Origin of the sequence: Neochlamydia sp. TUME1, assembly GCF_000813645.1 — a bacterium.
Lineage (GTDB): Bacteria > Chlamydiota > Chlamydiia > Chlamydiales > Parachlamydiaceae > Neochlamydia.
In genome coordinates this window covers 1-19,130 of the sequence record NZ_JRXI01000088.1, presented here as the reverse complement: position 1 = coordinate 19,130, position 19,130 = coordinate 1, and the positions used below count along the sequence as shown (strand labels likewise).

The window sequence follows — 19,130 nt, the reverse complement described above, 5'->3', positions numbered from 1 at the left end:
ATGTAGCATTTGACTCTATAAAATTTTGCATATACCAGCTTAATGTGTTAATTGATAATTATTTATTAGCAAATTGCCTAAATAATCTACTCAAATAAATAAGTAAATTCTTTATTGAGTCTTTTTTATATTATTTCATCTCTTTAAAATTTTATTTTTTTTGCAGGCTATGGCCCTGCTACCACCTATTAAAGGGATAATAATTTTAACTTTTCCTTCCCTAGTTAGGACCATCATCCATATAAAATATAGAGGGCAAACATTTCAGTTTCCTGCTAAAAATTGATAATAGCCTGCTGGGTTATATAAGTATTACTCTCCCCCTTTGAGCCCGCACTTATCACCTTTTAATTCATTTGCAATGATATAAGCATACTTCCTTATCCGTACTGACTTAAGAAAAATTCTGTAATCAAGCAAAGCTCCACATATTTAGTTTTCTATACACTATATTGCTTAATTGATTGAGTATAATTTTTCTTTATTCTTTGTCAAATTTTGGTATAAAGAAAATGAATAATATCTTAAGTGCTTTATCATAAGCATAATATTACTAATAAACGGCTTTTAAGCCTTGCCAGAAGGAAGCTGAGCTAAAACAAAAAATATTAGCTAATCTTAATATTCAAAAATATTTCTCCATCTCTACAAAATTTTATATAAAAGTAGCCTAAGTGATAATAAGGAAAAAGGGCGGAAAATTCCCAAATATATTCAAATCTTCTCAGAGCAAAACATTATTTAGATAATAAAATAGGATGAAGCGTTTGAGAGGAAAGCCTTTCAATACGAACGATTTTTAGGCGCGCAGTTTTTCCTTGCACAATCTGCAGAGAAGTTTTAGGGATACCTAAAGTAATGGAAAGAAGCCTAAGCAGCTCATCGTTCGCTAGCCCTTTTTCAGGAATAGCGGAAAGACGTATTCTGAGGCGATCATTTTCCCAGCCTGTTATTTCACTTTTTTTGGCTTTCAAAACAACTTTAATAGGCAGATAGATGGGAGCTAAATTGCTTTTAGACATATTGAATATATTTTACAGATTATGCGTTTATAAATTAAGCTTAAGGATAACCATAAAATATCAATGAAGTTGATGAATAAGGAGGTTTTTTCCTATGAATATTTTACAAAAGTATCGCATAGCTTTTATTGTGGAAAGCATTTTGTTAATTATTTTAGGAGGGATAGCTATTACTGCCCCTTTCATAGCGACCTTAAGTATTGAATTAATGATAGGGAGTATTATTCTTCTAGGAGGGGGCGCTCAACTTTATAAATCTTTTAAAGCGATGCATGAACCCGGAGGAGCCTTATCGTTGGCTTGTGCACTTATCTCTATGTTAGTAGGGGCTTGCATGCTTATCTATCCTATGGCAGGTATGCAAACTCTTACTCTATTAACTGCCCTCTTTTTTTTGGTTGAAGGCATCATTAAAATAAGCATTAGTCTTGAAATAAAAGGTACACCCAATTGGGGGTGGCTACTTTCTAGCGGAATTATTGCCCTTTTGATGTCAGGTATTATTCTCTCAGGTTGGCCCGAAACTTCTCGATGGATAATTGGCCCATTGGTAGGAATTAATATGGCTTGGTTCGGGTTTTCACTCTTAGCGCTTGCTATCCACATTCCTACCACTAAGTGATAAAGCCGCTCTGCTTCTATATTAAGACGCATCAAAGCCATAAAAATTAATAAAGGGGGGATAATAAAGGAATTAAAAGAATTTTGCCCTCATGCTAGCCAAGTGTGCTGGGCCAGCTTATAGTGGTAAATATGATAAAAAGGACTTCACGCCCTTTCATTAACCTATCCTTAAAAAAAACAATTTAACTTTCCTCCGGCTTAAAAAATTTTTAAGTAAAATGCATTTGTTCTTTATCCTTTAGTTTGTTTACCTGGCAAACTAGTAAGAATATTGATGACTAGGCAACTATTCAAAATTTGATTTTATATTTATCCTTCCTTCATGAATGCTAAAAGTTTCTTTCCTCTTCTAGAGCTTTTAAAAAATCTTAAGCCCTCGCTTACCATTTAGCTTACTTGCCTGCAAATACTCCCTCGCAATAAAAAAGGTTTGCCAGACTATTTAACCATCTAATATACTCATTTTTATCCACATCAATTTAGCTTATAGCTTAAATATGCCTGAGCTTCCAGAAGTAGAAACTATCGTACGGGAACTTATCGCGACTGGCTTAGTCGGTAAACAAATTGCAACCGCCTATGTACAGTGGCCTAAAATAATTGATACCTCGGATGATCAAGTATTTATACATCAAATCCAAGGTCAGTCTATTAATAACTTAGCAAGGCGTGGAAAGTATTTGGTATTTACTTTGTCGCAAAGTACTTTGTTCGTACACCTGCGTATGAGCGGTAAATTTGAATGGCTCGCCAACCCGTTGCCTATTAAAAAGCATGAACATGTACGCCTAGTTTTTACAGATGGAACAATCCTACGTTATGAAGATCCCAGAAAATTTGGACGCTGGTCTTTATATAGTGACCCCCTAGAGAAATTAAGCAGGCTTGGTTTAGAACCCCTCTCTTCTAACTTTACCTGCTCAGCATTAACTTCTATGCTGCAAAGGTATGCTTCTCAAATTAAACCCTTTCTTCTTAATCAAAAGCATATTGTAGGGCTAGGAAATATATATGTTGACGAAGCATTATGGGAAGCTAAAATAAATCCCCAACAATTAACTAATTCTCTGACTAAAAAAGAGATAAAAGCATTACACCAAGCCATTCAAAATGTGCTAAACAAAGGGATTGAAAACAAAGGAACAAGTTTAGGTGTAGGAGCAAGTAACTACTATAGTGTTAGCGGAAGAAGAGGGGGTCATCAGCATCATTTAAAAGTTTTTCGTCAGCAAGGATTAGCCTGCTCAAGATGTAGCACACTTATTATTAAAATTGTGGTAGCCCAGCGAGGGACCCATCTTTGCCCCACTTGCCAAAAGAGTGTGATCTTTAATGAAATCAAGCCTTTATAAACAAGTTATTTTTGATTTAGGAGGAGTGCTTTTTTATTGGAATCCTAAAGAAGTTTCACGCCTTCTTAAAGAAAAAGATCCTGATTTCCCTCTTCATATCGAGAAAATTATTTACACACAAACGTGGACTGATTTAGACGCAGGAATCATTTCTTTAGAGGAAGCTATGCAGCAGCTTAGCACCTGTTACCCCCGTCAATATATTGAACGTTTTGTTAGCCTTTCTTTAGAAAAGCTAGTGCCTCTAGAAAAAGGAATTAGCCTTTTAAAACAAGTTCAAGCACAAGGAAAGCAAACTTTCATTCTATCTAACATTTCGGGAGAGTTTTTTAAGAAGATATCTATATATAACGGCCTTTTAGATAGCTTTGATGGCGCCTTCTTCTCCTACGAAATTCATACCGTTAAACCACACAAAAAAATTTATCAATTTCTCTTAAACAAATACTTTTTAAAGCCAGAGGAATGTCTATTTATTGATGATTCTTTAGCAAATGTAACAACTGCCCAGAAGATGGATATTGATGCAATTGTCTGCCAAGAGCACCAGCATGTACACGACGAGCTCCTGAGGTTAAAAATTATTTAAATAAAAACTCTACCGCTTGATTGTTTATCAACATTTTGTTAAGAGCAAACTTTTAACAACCATTTTACTAACTAAGATTGACAAAAGTTTCTAGCGTCTAGCTGCTAAGGTCTCATTAACATTAGAAGCAGTAAAAAAAAACTTGTATTAAACCTTGAGTTTCGTTAATTCTCTATTTTAACAGTCACCTAGGAGTAAAAGCTATGTTACGCGTCACCCCCGTTCTTCCTGAAAAAGCTGGACCTGAGCTTAAACCGTTATATGAGGCCCTAGAGAAAAAGATGGGTAGAGTTATTAATATTTTCCAGAATATGGGCAACTCCCCTTTAACCTTGAAAGCTTTTCTAGCTTTAAGCGAAGCTGCTGCTCATACTCATTTATCTGCAAAAGTTAGAGAGGAGATTGCTTTAACTATTGGCCAAGCTAATCAATGCGAGTATTGCGTATCTGCGCATACTCTTTCTGCTAAGGCGCACGGTATTCCTGAGCAAGAAATATTACTAGCGCGCAAGGGAGAGGCTCAAGAACCTAAAACAAAAGCCATTCTTAAATTTGTTAAAATAGTAGTAGAGAAACGAGGTAAGGTTTCTGAAGAAGATGTCGTCGCGTTAAAGAATGAAGGTGTTTCTGATCAAGAACTTATAGAAATTGTACTTAATATTGCTGTTAACATGTTTACCAATTACTTTAATAACATTATCGGCACTCAAGTAGATTTCCCAGAAGCTCCTCCTCTAACCTAAATATTAAAGGTCTTTCTAATGAAAATAATTTCTATGCATTAGAAAGACTATTTATATCTACCTAAAACTCTTGAGGCTTTAAAGCATAAGTATCTTAAATCCTAACCTCTTTTTACTCCCCAAACCCTTCTTATATTTCTACTCCTACGATCTACTTGTCAGTAGATACATAGAAATGTTACTCTGTTAAAAACGGAGTACTTTATGGATCAATCTTTTCTAAAAAATCTCAAACAGCAAATTGAACAACTTAAAAACACGGGTCTATACAAAAAAGAATCTGAAATTATTTCTCCTCAGCAAGCTACCATTACCCTAGCTAATGGGAATAAGGTGCTAAATCTTTGTGCCAATAACTACCTTGGCCTAGCTAATAATCAACAAATCATTAAGGCTGCTCAAGAAAGTTATGATAAGTATGGATATGGATTGTCTTCGGTACGTTTTATCTGTGGCACGCAAAGCGTACATCATGCGCTGGAAAATAAAATTTCTCATTTTTTGAAAACAGAGGACACCATTCTTTATTCTTCATGCTTCGATGCCAATGGAGGCCTTTTTGAAACTCTTTTAGGTAGTGAAGATGCTGTTATTAGTGATGCTTTAAATCATGCTAGCATTATCGATGGAATAAGGCTTTGTAAAGCCAAGCGTTTGCGCTATCAGAACAATGATATAGAAGATCTAGAAAGACAATTAATAGAGGCTAAAGAGTGTCGATTTAAAATGATTGCTACCGATGGTGTATTTTCTATGGATGGCAGCATTGCTAACTTAAAAGCCATCTGTGATCTAGCAGACAAATATGAGGCGATTGTTATGGTAGATGATTCGCATGCTGTAGGCTTTTTAGGGGAAAAAGGAGGCGGCACACCAGAACATTGCGAGGTTATCGGACGGGTAGATATTATTACCGGTACTTTGGGAAAAGCGTTAGGTGGTGCCTCGGGAGGTTACACTTCAGGACGTAAAGAAATTGTAGAATGGTTAAGACAGCGTTCAAGGCCTTATCTTTTTTCTAATACCCTAGCACCTGCTATCGCGTATGCTTCCATAAAATGTTTAGAAATAGTAGAAAATGGCCAGAATCTGAGAAAGAAATTAAAAGATAATAGTCTTTATTTCCGTGAAAAAATGACCCAATTAGGTTTTAAGCTCCTACCTGGTGAACATCCTATTATTCCTGTCATGATAGGCGACGCAGTCTTAGCTCAGCAAATGGCTGCTCGTATGTTAGAGCATGGAGTCTATGTGATAGGGTTTTGCTATCCTGTCGTTCCTCAAGGACAAGCACGTATACGTACGCAAATGTCAGCAGCCCACCATAAAGAAGAATTAGATATGGCCATACAAGCATTTGAAAATGTTGGCAAAGAATTTAAAATCATCTAACATCTTTGTCTTTTAAATTCATATATGTAAGGTCATCATGAAAGCTTTAGTTAAGAGTTACCGCAAAGAAGGCCTATGGATGGAAGATGTTCCCATCCCTTCCATTAAAGAAGATGAGGTTTTAATTAAAACACATAAAACTTCTATCTGTGGCACAGATATTCATATTTATAAGTGGGATGCCTGGGCACAAAAGACGATTCCTGTACCTATGGTAGTGGGGCATGAATATATGGGAGAAATCGCTGAGATAGGTAAAAATGTTAAAGGCCTTAAAGTAGGTGATCGCGTGAGCGGCGAGGGGCACATTACCTGTGGCAGCTGCATTTCCTGCCTTAAAGGCCAAAAGCATCTATGTATAAACACTTTAGGTGTAGGCGTTCATCGGCATGGCTGTTTTGCTGAATACTTTAATATCCCCGCCGAAAACGTCTTTCCCCTTCCTCCTTCCATTAAAGATAATGTCGCATCCATCTTTGATCCTTATGGAAATGCTGTACATACTGCTCTTACCTTTGATCTTACAGGAGAAGATGTTCTTATTACCGGTGCGGGGCCTATAGGCATCATGGCAGCCGCCATAGCTGCTAAAGCTGGAGCTCATCAAGTAGTCATTACCGATGTGAATGAATACCGGTTACAGCTAGCTAAAAAGCTAGGTGCGCAAACAATAGTCAATGTAGCTAATACTTCTTTAAAAGAGGTTATGAAAGCTCTCGATATTCAGAATGGCTTTACTGTGGGCATGGAAATGTCCGGACACCCGGATGGTTTAAGAACGCTTTTAGAAAATGCTCATCATGGTGGGAAAATTGCTTTGCTGGGTATTTTACCTGCCGAATGCTTAATTGATTGGGACCTTGTTATCTTTAAGATGCTGACCATCAAAGGCATTTACGGAAGAGAAATTTTTTCTAGCTGGTTTAAAATGGTTAATTTATTGGAAAGTGGCCTTGAAATAGAGCCGTTAATTACCCACCACTATCCTATTGACAAATTTGAAACTGGGTTTGAAGTGATGATGTCAGGTCAATCTGGAAAAGTTATTTTAGACTGGCTAGAGGGCACCTGAAAAAATAAGCTCCCATAACATTTAGGCAAAAAAGGGTTCAGCTAGATATAGCTTAATAATAGCAATTTAGAGCAACCCTTTTTAAAGCTGTGAAAATTTTCAACAATAATTTTAAAAGCTCCTGGATAAAATACGATAGCTTTATAAGTGACCAGGATTCTCTAAGGACCGTTCCAGGGATCTTTCAACAAGGCCTCTAAATGTATGGCGTTAGCTCTTTTAAAAGGCTTGGATAGAAAGCTTTTTTTAGGATTAATTGAAGAAAAAGGTGAGGGTATGTAAGCCCTTACCTTTTGCCTCCCCTCATTCTAGTTAAAACATAAAATTTTATTTCATAGCTTCTTAATCGTATCAATAAGGTTCGCTGAATTCTCAGGAAATTTAGCAAAAAGAATATTTGCCTTATGGAATAACATACAAGCTTTTCCTTACCAACAACCTGCATATAGTCTAATTCAGTTGCTCCAACAAAGCTAAAACGTTATTATTTTTTTCTACAGCTTGTGAAGCTTTAAATGCATATCCATAGATTTTTATAACCAGCTTAACATCTAGCTTAAGAATCCTGTTAAATTTGATTACTCAGATATTTTTAATTGAAAAAGCTTTAATGACAGCTTTAGAAGTGTTTCCTTCGTTTCAAAGAATGAGGGTTGGTAAGATGTATCCCTAATTATTTTTAAATTTCTTTTCAAAAGCATGTTTAAAAGTATATAACAGTTTCCATGCTAGATAAAATCTTTATTATTTTTCATAAACCTTTATAGTTATTCCATAAATATTTCTACAACGATCTATATAGGGTATCTTAGCTACCCAAGATTGCTTATAGACAGGATGATAGCTTGATCTGCTTTCATACGTTCCATGAAAGCCAGAGAATTTGAAAAAGAGAGGTTTATAGAGGAAATAAGCCACACCTTATCTTAGAGCTGCAGGCCAGTATAATTAAATAAGAATAATATAATCGGGAAAGTCTGATGGATAGAAGTAAATGATGTAGCGGCAGCCGGATTTGAACCGACGACACACGGATTATGATTCCGTTGCTCTACCGACTGAGCTATACCGCCATAAAATAGCGGGGGAAGGATTCGAACCTCCGACCTTTGGGTTATGAGCCCAACGAGCTAACCCCTGCTCCACCCCGCGTCACTGAATAAGTAGATAAGTTAACAAAATCGTTATTTTAAAGCAAGGCTTTATTAAATAAATTGCACAAATAATGAAAAAGCCTTTCCTAAGCTCTCATCAGGCATTTTTTTTGATAAGGGGTTCAATAAAATTCCAAGTTTTTTGGGTGGCTCCTTTAATATCTTTAAACATGCGCACACCATTGGCTCCTATAGATTGCCGCAATTGAGAATCTTTTAGTAGTACTATCATTTCGTGGCTGAGATGATTAATATCTACTTGACGGCCCGCTTTATAATCCTCCATTAATTCTACCAACTCGGGTTGAGAATGCATATAAGGCCCATAGAGTACTGGAACGCCATACCAAGAAGGTTCTAAGATATTATGCCCACCTACCCTTGCGGTATAGCTTCCTGCCACAATCGCTAAATCAGCAAGTTGATAGCATTTGCGTAATAACCCCATAGCATCAATTAAGATGACTTTAGCATTATTAACAGGCTGATCGATTTGGCTAAAACGCACGTAGGAAATAAATTCTTTTTCCAAAAGCCTAGCCACCTCATTAAATCGCTCTGGATGCCTCGGTACAATAATCAACTTTACATGAGGTAGTTCTTCCCAAACAATTTTCATTTGTTCCAGTATCATTTTTTCTTCGGGATCATGAGAGGAACCCAACACAACGATTTGATTTATTTCCTCAATTTGAAATCGTTTTTTCCAAGCGGCATGTTGCTCAGCCGTGAAACGAGGATACTCATCATCAAATTTTAAATTACCCGTAATCTGCATTTTATGCGGGTCTACGCCAAGAGCTTTAAAACGTTCATAGTAATGCTTGCTTTGCAAGCAAAACAGGTCAATAAAGGAGAAAAGCTTATGAGTGAAATAAGGAATTTTTAAAAATCGCTGGAAAGAACGTTCGGATATTTTACCATTGACTACTACAATTAAAGACCCTAAGTCTTTAGCAGCTTTAAGGAAATTATACCAGAAATCTGTTTCAACCAGGATAACCAAATCAGGAGCTGCTCGTTTCATAATAGGACGAATAATAAAAGCAAGATCGACAGGCAAATAGATATGATAATCGGCTTGGGGAATACTCCGCTTGGCTTCAGCATGTCCTGCCTCAGTGACGCTTGAGATAACAATTACAGGATCATGAAGCTGAGTTCTTAGGGTTTTAACCAGTGAAGTAGCTGCCTTAGCTTCACCTACTGAGACAGCATGGATCCATACCAACCTACGCTCCCCTTTTGTAATTAAGGGAAAATTAAATCCTAACCTTCTTGCTAGGCTTTGCTGATATTTTTTTTTGATGAAATAGTCATAGGACACTTTAGGTAGAGAAAGTAGGGCTAAGAGGCACAACATGGAGTCATATAAGAAAGATAGAATCATAATATCCTAATTATAAATTTTAAATGTATCTTAATCTATTAGGATTAAAGGATGAAGGAGAAAATCGCAAGAAGATGGGTATAAGCTAGATTCAAAGCAAAATGCACAAGAAGCTCTTACCAAATGAATAAAAAAAACTATCTTTTAATTTAGCCCCTATCTTGGTTACACAAATGCTCTATAGGTTTGCTATAGCTAATCAAAGAAATTTTATGCCGTAATTAAGCCTATAAGCGGGAAGGAAGAAGGTTAAAAAAAATTAAACCCATTCTTTTTAAGAGAGAAACACCTTTATTACGCTACGAGCTTAAGTTTTGGTTTAACACTTAAAAATGAGGTTTTACACATTATAGCAAACGGGGCACACACTAACAAGCGAGGCATTCTAAAGCCAAGATGCGCCTTAAGACAAACAATAAAGCCTTTTTAATTTCTTTATCCCCAAACTTCAAAAGCTTAAATTTATAGATTAGCGAAAGGACTGGCACTAAAACCTTTTTTTTCCTTCTTCACTGGGCCTTTTTCTTTTTTAGCTTTATTAGCTTCTACGGTACGAGCCGTTAAAGAAATACGTTTTCGGTCCACTTCAACTGCTAAGACTCGAACTTTAAGTCGCTTGCCAACATGCACTACTTCTGAAGGATCTTTAACATATCGATCGGCTAGCTCTGATATATGTATAAAGCCATCCTGATGAACGCCAATGTCTATAAATACACCAAAAGCAGCTACATTAGTAACAATCCCTTCTAAAATCATGCCCTCTTTAAGATCTTGGATAGCATTAACGTCATGCCGAAACTGCAATTTTTCAAAGCTCTGCCGTGGATCACGCCCCGGCTTTTGTAATTCAGCTATGATATCTTTAAGAGTAGGCTCCCCCAGAGACCCTGAAATATAACGTTTGATTTCAATTTTATGAATGTAGTTTTCATTTCCTATCAAAGCATTTAAGGGTACACCCATATCCTTGGCAATATGCTCTACTACTTCATATCGTTCAGGGTGTACAGCTGACCCATCTAAAGGATGCTCTCCTGCTCTGACACGCAAAAAGCCGGCAGACTGCTCAAAAGTACGAGCTCCGAACCCAGGAACATTTTTAAGGTCTTTACGCCCTTTAAAGGGCCCTTGTGCTTCACGATGTTTAACAATTTTTAAAGCCATCTGAGGTCCAATGCCGGCCACATAGCTTAATAAAGCTGCACTGGCGGTATTTAGCTCTACTCCTACATGATTTACACAACTTTCAACAACTTCGTGCAGTTTATCTTTGAGCAAAGGTTGATGCACATCGTGTTGATACTGCCCCACGCCGATAGCTTGAGGATCGACTTTAACTAGCTCAGCAAGAGGATCTTGGAGTCTTCTGGCTATAGAAATAGCTCCTCGTATAGTTACATCAAGCTCAGGAAATTCCTCCCGCGCAATATCAGAAGCGCTGTAAACACTGGCCCCTGCCTCGTTCACGGCAAGCAAGATAATTTTCGATAAATTGTTTTTGGTAAATACCTCTTGTACAAAAGCTTCTGTTTCTCGGCCTGCCGTACCATTACCCACACCAATAGCATAGGGTGGATAAGTACTAATCATTTGCCATAAAATTTTTTGTGCTTGTTCCTTAGCTGTATTCGATTGAAAGGGATAAATAGTTTTATAATCGATAAATTTGCCCGTCTCATCAATCACTACGCATTTACACCCCGTGCGAAAGCCTGGATCAATTCCAATCACGACCTTAGAACCTAAGGGAGCATCTAATAATCGATGGCGCAAATTTTCGGCAAAAACCTCTATGGCGGCACGATCTGATTGCATTTTAAGCTGTACTCTAATTTCTGTCTCCACACTAGGATAAAGATAGCGTTTAAAAGCTTGTGCCACGCCTTTCTCTAAGAATTCAGCAAAAGGTGAACAAGGATTATATTTTATGATAGATTTGATTGAATTTCGTATATTTTCTTCAGGCACTTCTATATGAAAATTTAATATTTCTTCTTTTTCTCCGCGGCGAATGGCTAAATAGCGATGAGAAGGAATTTTAGAGACTTTTTCTTGAAAAAAATAATAAGCTTCATACTTGCTGGCTACGCTTTCTTTACCTTCCACCACTTTAGACACCACAACACCGTCGTTTTCAAAACACTCGCGTACATAAGCTCTTACTTCAGGGGTTGTTGCTATACTATCGGCCACAATATCTAAAGCGCCTGCTAAAACCTCTTCAATACTACTTACCCCTATTTTAGCATTGATATAAACTGCAGCCTCCTCACATGGATGACCTACTATAGGTTGCTCCATGATACGTAAAGCAAAAGGCTCTAAACCTTTTTCTTTAGCTATGGCAGCTTTAGTACGTTTTTTAAGCTTATAAGGTAAATAAAGGTCTTCCAAAATAGCTTTAGAGATGCAATTTTGAATCTGAATTTTTAAAGAATCTGTCATCTTGCCTTGTAGCTCTATAGATTCTATTATGGATTTTTTTCGCTCTTCAAGCTCGAGCAAGTAATTATATCGTTCTTGAATAGCTCGGATTTGCACTTCATTTAAATTTCCCGTGGCTTCTTTTCTATATCTAGAAATAAAAGGAATAGTATTACCTTCAGTCAATAACTTAATGACCGCTTGTATACTTTCTAATGGTAATTCGAGTTCTTCTACCAAAAATTTAAAAGGATCTATAGCCATACTTAATTTACCCGTATTAATGCCTCTATGAAAGGCGCAAAGTTGTGATATTTTTCAGAGATTTATTCATTTACTTTTTCTCATCCATAAGAATTTATAGCTATTTTCTTTCACCCTTTGCTCTTATTGAAAATCGCTCATTTTAATGGGCCAAATAACCCTTGGATTTCCTCTAACATATTTAAGTCATTTGCTATCCTAAGGATAAAGAAGAAAGGACTAGAAAAACCTATTTAGGTAGTTATGCGCCTATCTAAGATTCAAACATTTGAAAAATGAGGATTTTGCTCTTCTATTCTAACTACTGCTTCTTATGAAGGAAGTTGGACAAACAAAAAATTTATATTAAGCCGCGCAAATATTTAAGTTTTTTCATTAACCATCCAACTTGAAAATTTATCCAAAAAATTCAAAAATCCTGCCATATGTTGCATAGGAAAATTAAATTTTTTATCCGCGCTTTCCAAAATCTTATGAAAACAACTTAACCATACTTGGCGGGCTGTTTCATCGATGGGAAAAGCTAGGTGCCTTTTACGCATCATAGGAGCACCAAAGCGCTGTTGATACAACGGCGGACCCCCACAAAGGAATACAAAAAATGCTCCTGATTTTTTTGAAGCTTCTTTCATGTCTGCGGGGAACATCTTTCGAATAGGACTTTTATCCAGCTCTAAGTAAAATTCTTCCAACATTTTGAAAATGTTATGCTCTCCCATTAAATGATAGATCTCATGGCTAGGTGTAACGCTGGGAGGGCCTCCTGGCGGGACATATACACTTAATTTATTCCCCTTATCTTCCATAATAATCACTTTAATTATTTATTCCTCGAACTTATAGCATATTTGCCTTACTCAGAGCAACAATTTGAATAAGCCAAGAATTATAAAAAATTTTAGGATAAGTATCTTTTAAACTCTCTTTCTTAAGGCCAATATGTTCTGCCAATTCCCTTAAAGGCTTTTATGTATTTATATTTTTAAAGTACCCTTTAAGAGGGTTAAACGTTATGGCATAATTAACCCTAATATATTCCTTTTTCGCTCTCTTTTTGCTTATTATTCCTAGCTTAAGATTTACTTTTCTTTATTGCACTACTCAAAAAATAAGCTTTTCTACCGTTTCTTGAGCAAACATTAATAGTGATAAAAGCCTTTCTTGGCAAGCCTTCCAAAGCAGGCTAATCGCTACTGTTCTATATTAAACGTAAAATTTTTTTAGCTAAAAAAAGATATTAAAAAAAAGCAGTTTTTTATATTAAGAAATTAGACAATCAAGTAATTTAGATTTTAAACATCAAAAAAAGCATTAGGAAAGAAATGAATGTCTCCTATCAAGCTGACGGCCTTTGTTGCGAAGGCTACCTAGTCAATCCCAAAGAAATGCGGCATGCCCAACCAGCGGTCCTTATTGCCCATGCTTGGTATGGTCAGGATGAGTTTGCGCGCAAAAAAGCACATGAGCTAGCTGATCTTGGTTATATTGCTTTGGCTATTGATATGTTTGGCCACCGAAAGAATGCCACGTGTGATGAAGAAGCATCTTCCTTAATTAAACCTCTTTACCTGGATCGTAAGCTTTTGCAAGTTAGAATCAGCGCAGCATTTGAAACTCTGCTTAAGCAGCCTGGAGTGGATGGCACACGAGTTGGCGCGATTGGGTTTTGCTTTGGTGGATTAGCAGTCATCGAGTTACTGAGGAGTGGAGCACCGATAAAAAGCGTAGTAAGCTTTCATGCTGTAATTAATTATTCAGGTGTTAATTCTTTTCCCATTGCTAAAAATATTAAAGGCTCTATTCTGCTTTTACATGGTTATGAAGATCCATTATGCCCTTCAAAAGAAATTCAATATCTTCAAAGAGAGCTCAATGACGCTCGTGTGGATTGGCAAATGGATATTTATGGGATGACATCCCATGCCTTTACTAACCCACTTGTCAACGATAAAAAGAAAGGTCTAATATATAATGAAAAAGCGAGCACAAGAGCTTGGCTAGCGATGAAGAATTTTTTTCACGAAACATTAGGGAGATAGAAAAAATGAAATGGTCTGCATGGATAACCCTTACTTACGCTTTAATCGTTATGTCAGGAGGAATGGTGGGATTTATACAGGCCCATAGCTATCCTTCATTGATTGCAGCCACTTTATCAGCCACCTTATTATTTATAGGTGCTATAGGAATGTTTAGAAAAAGTATTTTAGCTTATACATTAGTGGTGTTCATACACCTATTATTAACTTTATTTTTTACTTATCGTTATGCCATTACCACCAAGTTTATGCCGGCAGGCCTAATGATCATCCTGAGCGCCAGCTCTCTTATATTTATTCTTACTAAAGGCAAAAAGAAAGCTAGATTAATTTAATGTCTTGAGCTATAGGCTAGAAAGGATTTATACCCTCTAGTTCGGCCGGTTCCAAACGCTATTTATTAGATAAGATTATCTTATTGAGTCCCCTTATTAAATCAACCTTATGCCTTTGACTCTCAATATCTAACATTTAAATTTCCTAGATTGTATATATAGTCTTTAATTATTTATTCTAGATAAGGCATAATTTGCTCTCTTTTAATATGACCTTAAAGGTTAAAAACAGATGTTTGATCCCACTTCTTTAAAAGTCCGTAAACAAATCATGGGTTTACTGCTCAATCGCTGGGGATTAACCTGCATGGGAATTTTAACCTTTCAGCAAATTCTCGAAGCTTCTTCTACCCTCTGGCTTGTTAAATTGGTAGAAACTATTGCCTCCCACCAAAATTTTTTACCTTACATGCTGCTTTACTTAACCTCTTTAGCACTCCCCTACATTCCTGGCTGCATTGCGCTGATAGTCAAAACCCATTGGAAACAAGAAGCTCAGCGTCATTTTATTCACGCGTTTGTTACCTCTAACAGAAATAATATTGGAGAATGGAACAATAAAGCCATTAAAGAAGAAAAGCTATCTATATTAACTTCTGAGGGCCCTTTAGCCCTTCAAGATTTGATCGATTATGTTTGGGAGCTCTCAGGTTATGTATTAAGTGTAATATTAAATATTTTAGCCCTTTCCATAGTTGTTGAGCCCCTTTTTGCTTTAGCTTATAGCATTTCTGTACTATGTGTCATTGCTATTATGAAAGGACAACGCCGCACTCAACGCCAACTTACTCGAAAAGCTTTAACAGCTCGCGTAGATCTTTCGCAACAATTATTGGCAGCATGGGATAACGTTTTATTAGGCAATGGCTACAATTTTAAGCTTTGGGACGAAAAAACTTCGCAACGTTTGAAGCGGTGTTTACAACGCAATATTGATCTTGAAAGATTTGATCAAGTTTTAGCTATATTTGTTGCTTTAATAACTTCTATTCCTTCTCTAGGAGTAGTTATCTACTCAGCTATTCAACATGCACAAGATCCTGTTAAGCTTTCTGCCTTTGTAGTTATCCTTCCCCTTCTTTTCCAAATCCTTTCCTACACTTATCAAACCTTGTCTTTAGCTTTTCGATGGGGAATGCATCGCAGCAAGCTTACAGCTATTTATCGATCTATACAAGCATCTAAAGATTCCCCTTCATCTCTTGAAAAGAAAGTTAATTGGTCTAAAATTAGCGCTAACCACCATTCGACAGTAGCAGATCATAATCCTATGTCGATCACCTCTCCTCCTTCTATCGAATCGCATAGCAATCTTATACGTTTGACCCAGCGTAAAGGCCGTCTAACCTTGCGAGGTGAAAATGGCTGTGGTAAATCAACTGCACTTATTCTCATAAAAGATGCATTGGCTAGCAAAGCCTTTCTTCTTCCCACTCACAATCAATTATCTTTTACTTCTGAAACTAATAAGCACTCGACGGGAGAATCTTTACGTAAGCGACTTCAGGAAATTGCCGATAAAGTTGATGTAGAGGTTTTACTGTTAGATGAATGGGATGCTAATTTGGATAAAGGAAATCAAGAAATTTTATCAGGACTCATTGATCTTTTGGCAGAAAATAAGTGCGTGATCGAAGTTCGACACCGTTAACCTAACTAATATAAGGACTTAATAATGAATGCAAAAAAAAATCCTATCGTATTACTTACTACCTCTATGGGAAATATAAAACTGGAGCTTTATCCGGAAAAAGCCCCTCTTACTGTAAAAAACTTTTTAGATTATGCAGAGAGCGGCCATTTTAGCCAGACAATATTCCACCGGGTTATCGACGGTTTTATGATCCAAGGAGGCGGATTTAATCAAGCATTTGATCAAAAACCTACAAACGCAGCGATTAAAAATGAAGCTCACAATGGATTAAAAAATATTCGAGGCTCAATAGCTATGGCAAGGACCAATGAGATTCATAGTGCTTCATCTCAATTCTTTATTAATTTGGTAGATAATGACTTTCTCAATTTTAAGAGCCCAGCTGCTCATGAATATGGTTATTGTGTGTTTGGCCAAGTCATAGAAGGGCTAGAAGTGGTTGACAAGATAGGTAAAGTTAAAACTGGCTCCAAAGGACCTCACCGTGATGTGCCTTTAGAAACGGTCGAAATCTTATCTGCTACGCAAGAGATTTAACATTATTGTTGCTCACCAGCAGCTCTTTAGCTAAATTTAAGCGTTCTATTGAGAGGATCATGAAAGGGGAAAACGTTAATGCTTTTCCCCTTACTCTTTATACTGCCTTTAAGGTTTGCTTGTCTATTTTGCTTTTTATAGATTCCAGCAACCGCAACTAAAAGCATGCATAAGACTTGAAAAACTTATATGAATAAATCTTAGCTATTTTATCGCGCTCGAACACTTGCCTGATGATATTTACCTTCTATTTTAGAGTATTGCTCTATATCTACCTGGAACAAGGCGTGTACCAGATAACGCCATCCTCAACAACGATAAACAAGGAAAGACTAGCATAATCTTTAAAATAGAGGCTAGCAGGGTGATAAAAAGACTAGGATTCATCCGTAGAGCTCTTTTAAATTTTTATGCATATTTTTAGCCGTTTTTTTAAGGCAAAAAATAAGGAAAAAACGTAAACAATACAAAATATCTTAAGAAGATTTCTAGGGCTTAAATTTAAAAATAAATGAATATAAAAGCTGTTAAAAATTTTCCCTCCTTTCTATTAGCAGATAAGACTTTAGATGTTAATGTCTCTTGATAGGCCGGGAAGTTCTCTATATCCTTAATACTTTTTGAAAGCATACCCTTTCATTTCTTTAACCTATTGGGTGTTTTTTAGATACAAGCGAACATGCTGTTTTATTTCATTTGAAATATTTTCCAGCCGGTTTCCATTTAAAAAAACCTTTAACCATTTTGGTAGCTGCCCTATCTCTGTAGGTAGAGTGGTGAGCTGGTTGTGTCTTAAGTCAAGGTCTCGCAGCTCAGATAGCTGCCCTACCTCTGCAGGAAGGCAGGCAAGCTGGTTGTTGTTTAAGTCAAGCATTTGCAGCTGAGATAGCTGACCTATCTCTGCAGGAAGAGAGGTAAGCTGATTATTGTATAAGTGAAGGTATCCCAGCTGTGATAACTGCCCTATCTTTGCAGGTAGAGTGGTGAGCTGGTTCCTGCTTAAGCCAAGCGTTCCCAGCTGCGATAACTGCCCTATCTCGGCAGGAAGAGTGGTAAGCTGGTTATCATTTAAGTAAAGCACTTCCAGCTGCGATAGCTGCCATATCCCTGCAGGAAGGATAGCGAGCTGGTTGCTGTTTAATTCAAGCCTTTGCAGGTGCGATAACTGCCCTATCTCTGCAGGGAGAGCGGTAAGCTGGTTTCTGCTTAAACCAAGATTTCTAAGCCGAGACAGCTGCCCTATCTCTGCTGGAAGGCACGTGAGCTTGTTGCCGCTTAAGCGAAGGTAATACAGCTGCGATAGCTGCCTTATCCATGCGGGAAAGGAGATAAGTTGTTTGTTGCTTAACCCAAGCCTTGTAGCTGTGATAGCTGCCTTATCTCTGCAGGAAGGGAGGTAAGCTGGTTGCTGTTAAGTTAAGCTGCTTCAGCCGAGACAGCTGCCTTATTTCTGCAGGAAGGGAGGTAAGTTGGTTATTGTATAAGTGAAGGTATTCCAGCTGTGATAACTGTCCTATTTCTGCAGGAAGAACGGTGAGCTGGTTGCAATTTAAGTTAAGGTATTGCAGCTGAGAAAGCTGTCCTATTTCTAGGGGAAGAGAAGTAAGTTGGTTATTTTCTAAGCTAAGCATTTGCAGCTGAGGTAGCTGCCCTATCTCTGCAGGAAGAGTGGTGAGCTGGTTATTGTTTAAAAAAAGGTCCTGCAGCTGAGACAGCTGTCCTATTCCTATGGGAAGGGAAATAAGTTGGTTATTTTCTAGGCTAAGCATTTGCAGCTGAGGTAGCTGCCCTATCTCTGCAGGAAGAGTGGTGAGCTGGTTATTGTTTAAAAAAAGGTCCTGCAGCTGAGGTAGCTGCCCTATTCCTACGGGAAGGGAAATAAGTTGGTTATTTTCTAAGTCAAGCGTTTGCAGCTGGGATAACCGCCCTATCTCTGCAGGAATGAAAGTAAGCTGATTGTTCTGCAAGTAAAGCTCTTGAAGCTGAGAAAGCTGTCCTATTTCTAGGGGAAGAGAAGTAAGTTGGTTATTTTCTAAGTTAAGCGTTTGCAGCTGAGGTAGCTGCCCTATCTCTGCAGGAAGAGTGGTGAGCTGGTTATTGTTTAAGTAAAGGTCCTGCAGCTGAGAAAGCTGTCCTATTTCTAGGGGAAGAGAAGTAAGTTGGTTATTGTATAAGTGAAGGTATTCCAGCTGAGAAAGCTGTCCTATTTCTTGGGGAAGAGAAGTAAGTTGGTTATTTTCTAAGTTAAGCGTTTGCAGCTGAGGTAGCTGCCCTATCTCTGCAGGAAGAGTGGTGAGCTGGTTATTGTTTAAGTCAAGCCATTGCAGCTGAAAAAGCTGTCCTATTTCTAGGGGAAGAGAAGTAAGTTGGTTATTTTCTAAGTTAAGCGTTTGCAGATGAGGTAGCTGCCCTATCTCTGCAGAAAGAGTGGTGAGCTGGTTATTGTTTAAGTAAAGGTATTGCAGCTGAGAAAGCTGTCCTATTTCTTGGGGAAGAGAAGTAAGTTGGTTATTTTCTAAGTTAAGCGTTTGCAGAT

The 19,130-nt window shown here is 37.4% G+C and carries 16 protein-coding genes and 2 tRNA genes; 10 read left to right on the top strand and 8 right to left on the bottom strand.

Going from position 1 to position 19,130, the window contains the following annotated elements; translation table 11 throughout:
• Window positions 1-737 precede the first annotated feature (737 nt).
• Entirely contained in the window at window positions 738-1,022 is a 285-nt protein-coding gene (locus DB41_RS03835) for a DUF167 domain-containing protein (protein ID WP_039384522.1), read from the bottom strand.
• Between the two features lie 94 nt (window positions 1,023-1,116).
• Here DB41_RS03835 and DB41_RS03830 point away from each other — a divergent pair, with 94 nt between their 5' ends.
• The 6 genes from DB41_RS03830 (at window position 1,117) to tdh (ending at window position 6,794) form a co-directional block, all read left to right on the top strand.
• The gene (locus DB41_RS03830) at window positions 1,117-1,644 is read left to right on the top strand and encodes an HdeD family acid-resistance protein (RefSeq protein ID WP_052243872.1); all 528 of its coding nucleotides are present in this window, start codon (window positions 1,117-1,119) and stop codon (window positions 1,642-1,644) included.
• 499 nt (window positions 1,645-2,143) lie between these two features.
• Complete coding sequence (gene mutM / locus DB41_RS03825) at window positions 2,144-2,998, top strand: DNA-formamidopyrimidine glycosylase (RefSeq protein ID WP_039384519.1); 855 nt, start codon at window positions 2,144-2,146, stop codon at window positions 2,996-2,998.
• Window positions 2,979-3,587: an HAD family phosphatase gene (locus tag DB41_RS03820; RefSeq protein ID WP_039384518.1), complete on the top strand. Its 609-nt coding sequence runs from the start codon at window positions 2,979-2,981 to the stop codon at window positions 3,585-3,587. Before mutM ends, DB41_RS03820 begins: the two co-directional genes overlap by 20 nt.
• 203 nt (window positions 3,588-3,790) lie before the next feature.
• Window positions 3,791-4,330 carry a carboxymuconolactone decarboxylase family protein gene (locus tag DB41_RS03815; RefSeq protein WP_039384516.1) on the top strand — a complete coding sequence of 180 codons (540 nt, stop codon included), beginning with the start codon at window positions 3,791-3,793 and terminating at the stop codon, window positions 4,328-4,330.
• Window positions 4,331-4,534: 204 nt separating this feature from the next.
• Window positions 4,535-5,722: a glycine C-acetyltransferase gene (locus DB41_RS03810; RefSeq protein ID WP_039384514.1), complete on the top strand. Its 1,188-nt coding sequence runs from the start codon at window positions 4,535-4,537 to the stop codon at window positions 5,720-5,722.
• Window positions 5,723-5,759: 37 nt separating this feature from the next.
• The gene (gene tdh / locus DB41_RS03805; protein ID WP_039384512.1) at window positions 5,760-6,794 is read left to right on the top strand and encodes an L-threonine 3-dehydrogenase; all 1,035 of its coding nucleotides are present in this window, start codon (window positions 5,760-5,762) and stop codon (window positions 6,792-6,794) included.
• Window positions 6,795-7,794: 1,000 nt separating this feature from the next.
• Here tdh and DB41_RS03800 read toward each other — a convergent pair.
• From DB41_RS03800 to DB41_RS03780, 5 genes are all read right to left on the bottom strand, one after another.
• Window positions 7,795-7,867 (bottom strand) — tRNA-Met (locus DB41_RS03800).
• Between the two features lie 6 nt (window positions 7,868-7,873).
• A tRNA-Met gene (locus tag DB41_RS03795) sits at window positions 7,874-7,946 on the bottom strand.
• A 99-nt stretch (window positions 7,947-8,045) separates the two neighbouring features.
• Window positions 8,046-9,311 (bottom strand): 3-deoxy-D-manno-octulosonic acid transferase, encoded by a 1,266-nt coding sequence (locus DB41_RS03790; RefSeq protein ID WP_052243871.1) that lies wholly within the window; start codon window positions 9,309-9,311, stop codon window positions 8,046-8,048.
• 489 nt (window positions 9,312-9,800) lie between these two features.
• The gene (locus DB41_RS03785) at window positions 9,801-12,029 is read right to left on the bottom strand and encodes a Tex family protein (protein ID WP_039384507.1); all 2,229 of its coding nucleotides are present in this window, start codon (window positions 12,027-12,029) and stop codon (window positions 9,801-9,803) included.
• 362 nt (window positions 12,030-12,391) lie between these two features.
• Window positions 12,392-12,835 carry a hypothetical protein gene (locus DB41_RS03780; protein WP_039384505.1) on the bottom strand — a complete coding sequence of 148 codons (444 nt, stop codon included), beginning with the start codon at window positions 12,833-12,835 and terminating at the stop codon, window positions 12,392-12,394.
• A 516-nt stretch (window positions 12,836-13,351) separates the two neighbouring features.
• On the opposite strand from DB41_RS03780, the gene DB41_RS03775 reads away from it, so the two are divergent.
• The 4 genes from DB41_RS03775 (at window position 13,352) to DB41_RS03760 (ending at window position 16,594) form a co-directional block, all read left to right on the top strand.
• Complete coding sequence (locus DB41_RS03775) at window positions 13,352-14,068, top strand: dienelactone hydrolase family protein (RefSeq protein WP_039384503.1); 717 nt, start codon at window positions 13,352-13,354, stop codon at window positions 14,066-14,068.
• 5 nt (window positions 14,069-14,073) lie between these two features.
• Window positions 14,074-14,403, top strand: coding sequence for a TMEM14 family protein (locus DB41_RS03770; RefSeq protein WP_039384500.1), 330 nt, complete (start codon window positions 14,074-14,076; stop codon window positions 14,401-14,403).
• A 232-nt stretch (window positions 14,404-14,635) separates the two neighbouring features.
• Entirely contained in the window at window positions 14,636-16,054 is a 1,419-nt protein-coding gene (locus tag DB41_RS03765; protein WP_039384498.1) for an ABC transporter ATP-binding protein, read from the top strand.
• Window positions 16,055-16,099: 45 nt separating this feature from the next.
• Window positions 16,100-16,594, top strand: coding sequence for a peptidylprolyl isomerase (locus DB41_RS03760; protein WP_039384552.1), 495 nt, complete (start codon window positions 16,100-16,102; stop codon window positions 16,592-16,594).
• Window positions 16,595-17,243: 649 nt separating this feature from the next.
• On the opposite strand, the gene DB41_RS12215 is transcribed toward DB41_RS03760, so the two are convergent.
• Together DB41_RS12215 and DB41_RS03750 are read right to left on the bottom strand one after the other, a co-directional pair.
• Window positions 17,244-17,906 carry a leucine-rich repeat domain-containing protein gene (locus DB41_RS12215; RefSeq protein WP_155117571.1) on the bottom strand — a complete coding sequence of 221 codons (663 nt, stop codon included), beginning with the start codon at window positions 17,904-17,906 and terminating at the stop codon, window positions 17,244-17,246.
• A gap of 64 nt (window positions 17,907-17,970) precedes the next feature.
• Window positions 17,971-19,130 (bottom strand): leucine-rich repeat domain-containing protein (locus tag DB41_RS03750; protein ID WP_202965111.1); only part of this gene is annotated, 1,160 nt, incomplete at its 5' end.

Excerpts from the sequence above, each read along its gene's own strand:
- DB41_RS03835 (WP_039384522.1), bottom strand. The coding sequence starts at position 1,022 with ATGTCTAAAAGCAATTTAGCTCCCATCTATCTGCCTATTAAAGTTGTT.
- DB41_RS03830 (WP_052243872.1), top strand. The coding sequence starts at position 1,117 with ATGAATATTTTACAAAAGTATCGCATAGCTTTTATTGTGGAAAGCATT.
- mutM (WP_039384519.1), top strand. The coding sequence starts at position 2,144 with ATGCCTGAGCTTCCAGAAGTAGAAACTATCGTACGGGAACTTATCGCG.
- DB41_RS03820 (WP_039384518.1), top strand. The coding sequence starts at position 2,979 with ATGAAATCAAGCCTTTATAAACAAGTTATTTTTGATTTAGGAGGAGTG.
- DB41_RS03815 (WP_039384516.1), top strand. The coding sequence starts at position 3,791 with ATGTTACGCGTCACCCCCGTTCTTCCTGAAAAAGCTGGACCTGAGCTT.
- DB41_RS03810 (WP_039384514.1), top strand. The coding sequence starts at position 4,535 with ATGGATCAATCTTTTCTAAAAAATCTCAAACAGCAAATTGAACAACTT.
- tdh (WP_039384512.1), top strand. The coding sequence starts at position 5,760 with ATGAAAGCTTTAGTTAAGAGTTACCGCAAAGAAGGCCTATGGATGGAA.
- DB41_RS03790 (WP_052243871.1), bottom strand. The coding sequence starts at position 9,311 with ATGTTGTGCCTCTTAGCCCTACTTTCTCTACCTAAAGTGTCCTATGAC.
- DB41_RS03785 (WP_039384507.1), bottom strand. The coding sequence starts at position 12,029 with ATGGCTATAGATCCTTTTAAATTTTTGGTAGAAGAACTCGAATTACCA.
- DB41_RS03780 (WP_039384505.1), bottom strand. The coding sequence starts at position 12,835 with ATGGAAGATAAGGGGAATAAATTAAGTGTATATGTCCCGCCAGGAGGC.
- DB41_RS03775 (WP_039384503.1), top strand. The coding sequence starts at position 13,352 with ATGAATGTCTCCTATCAAGCTGACGGCCTTTGTTGCGAAGGCTACCTA.
- DB41_RS03770 (WP_039384500.1), top strand. The coding sequence starts at position 14,074 with ATGAAATGGTCTGCATGGATAACCCTTACTTACGCTTTAATCGTTATG.
- DB41_RS03765 (WP_039384498.1), top strand. The coding sequence starts at position 14,636 with ATGTTTGATCCCACTTCTTTAAAAGTCCGTAAACAAATCATGGGTTTA.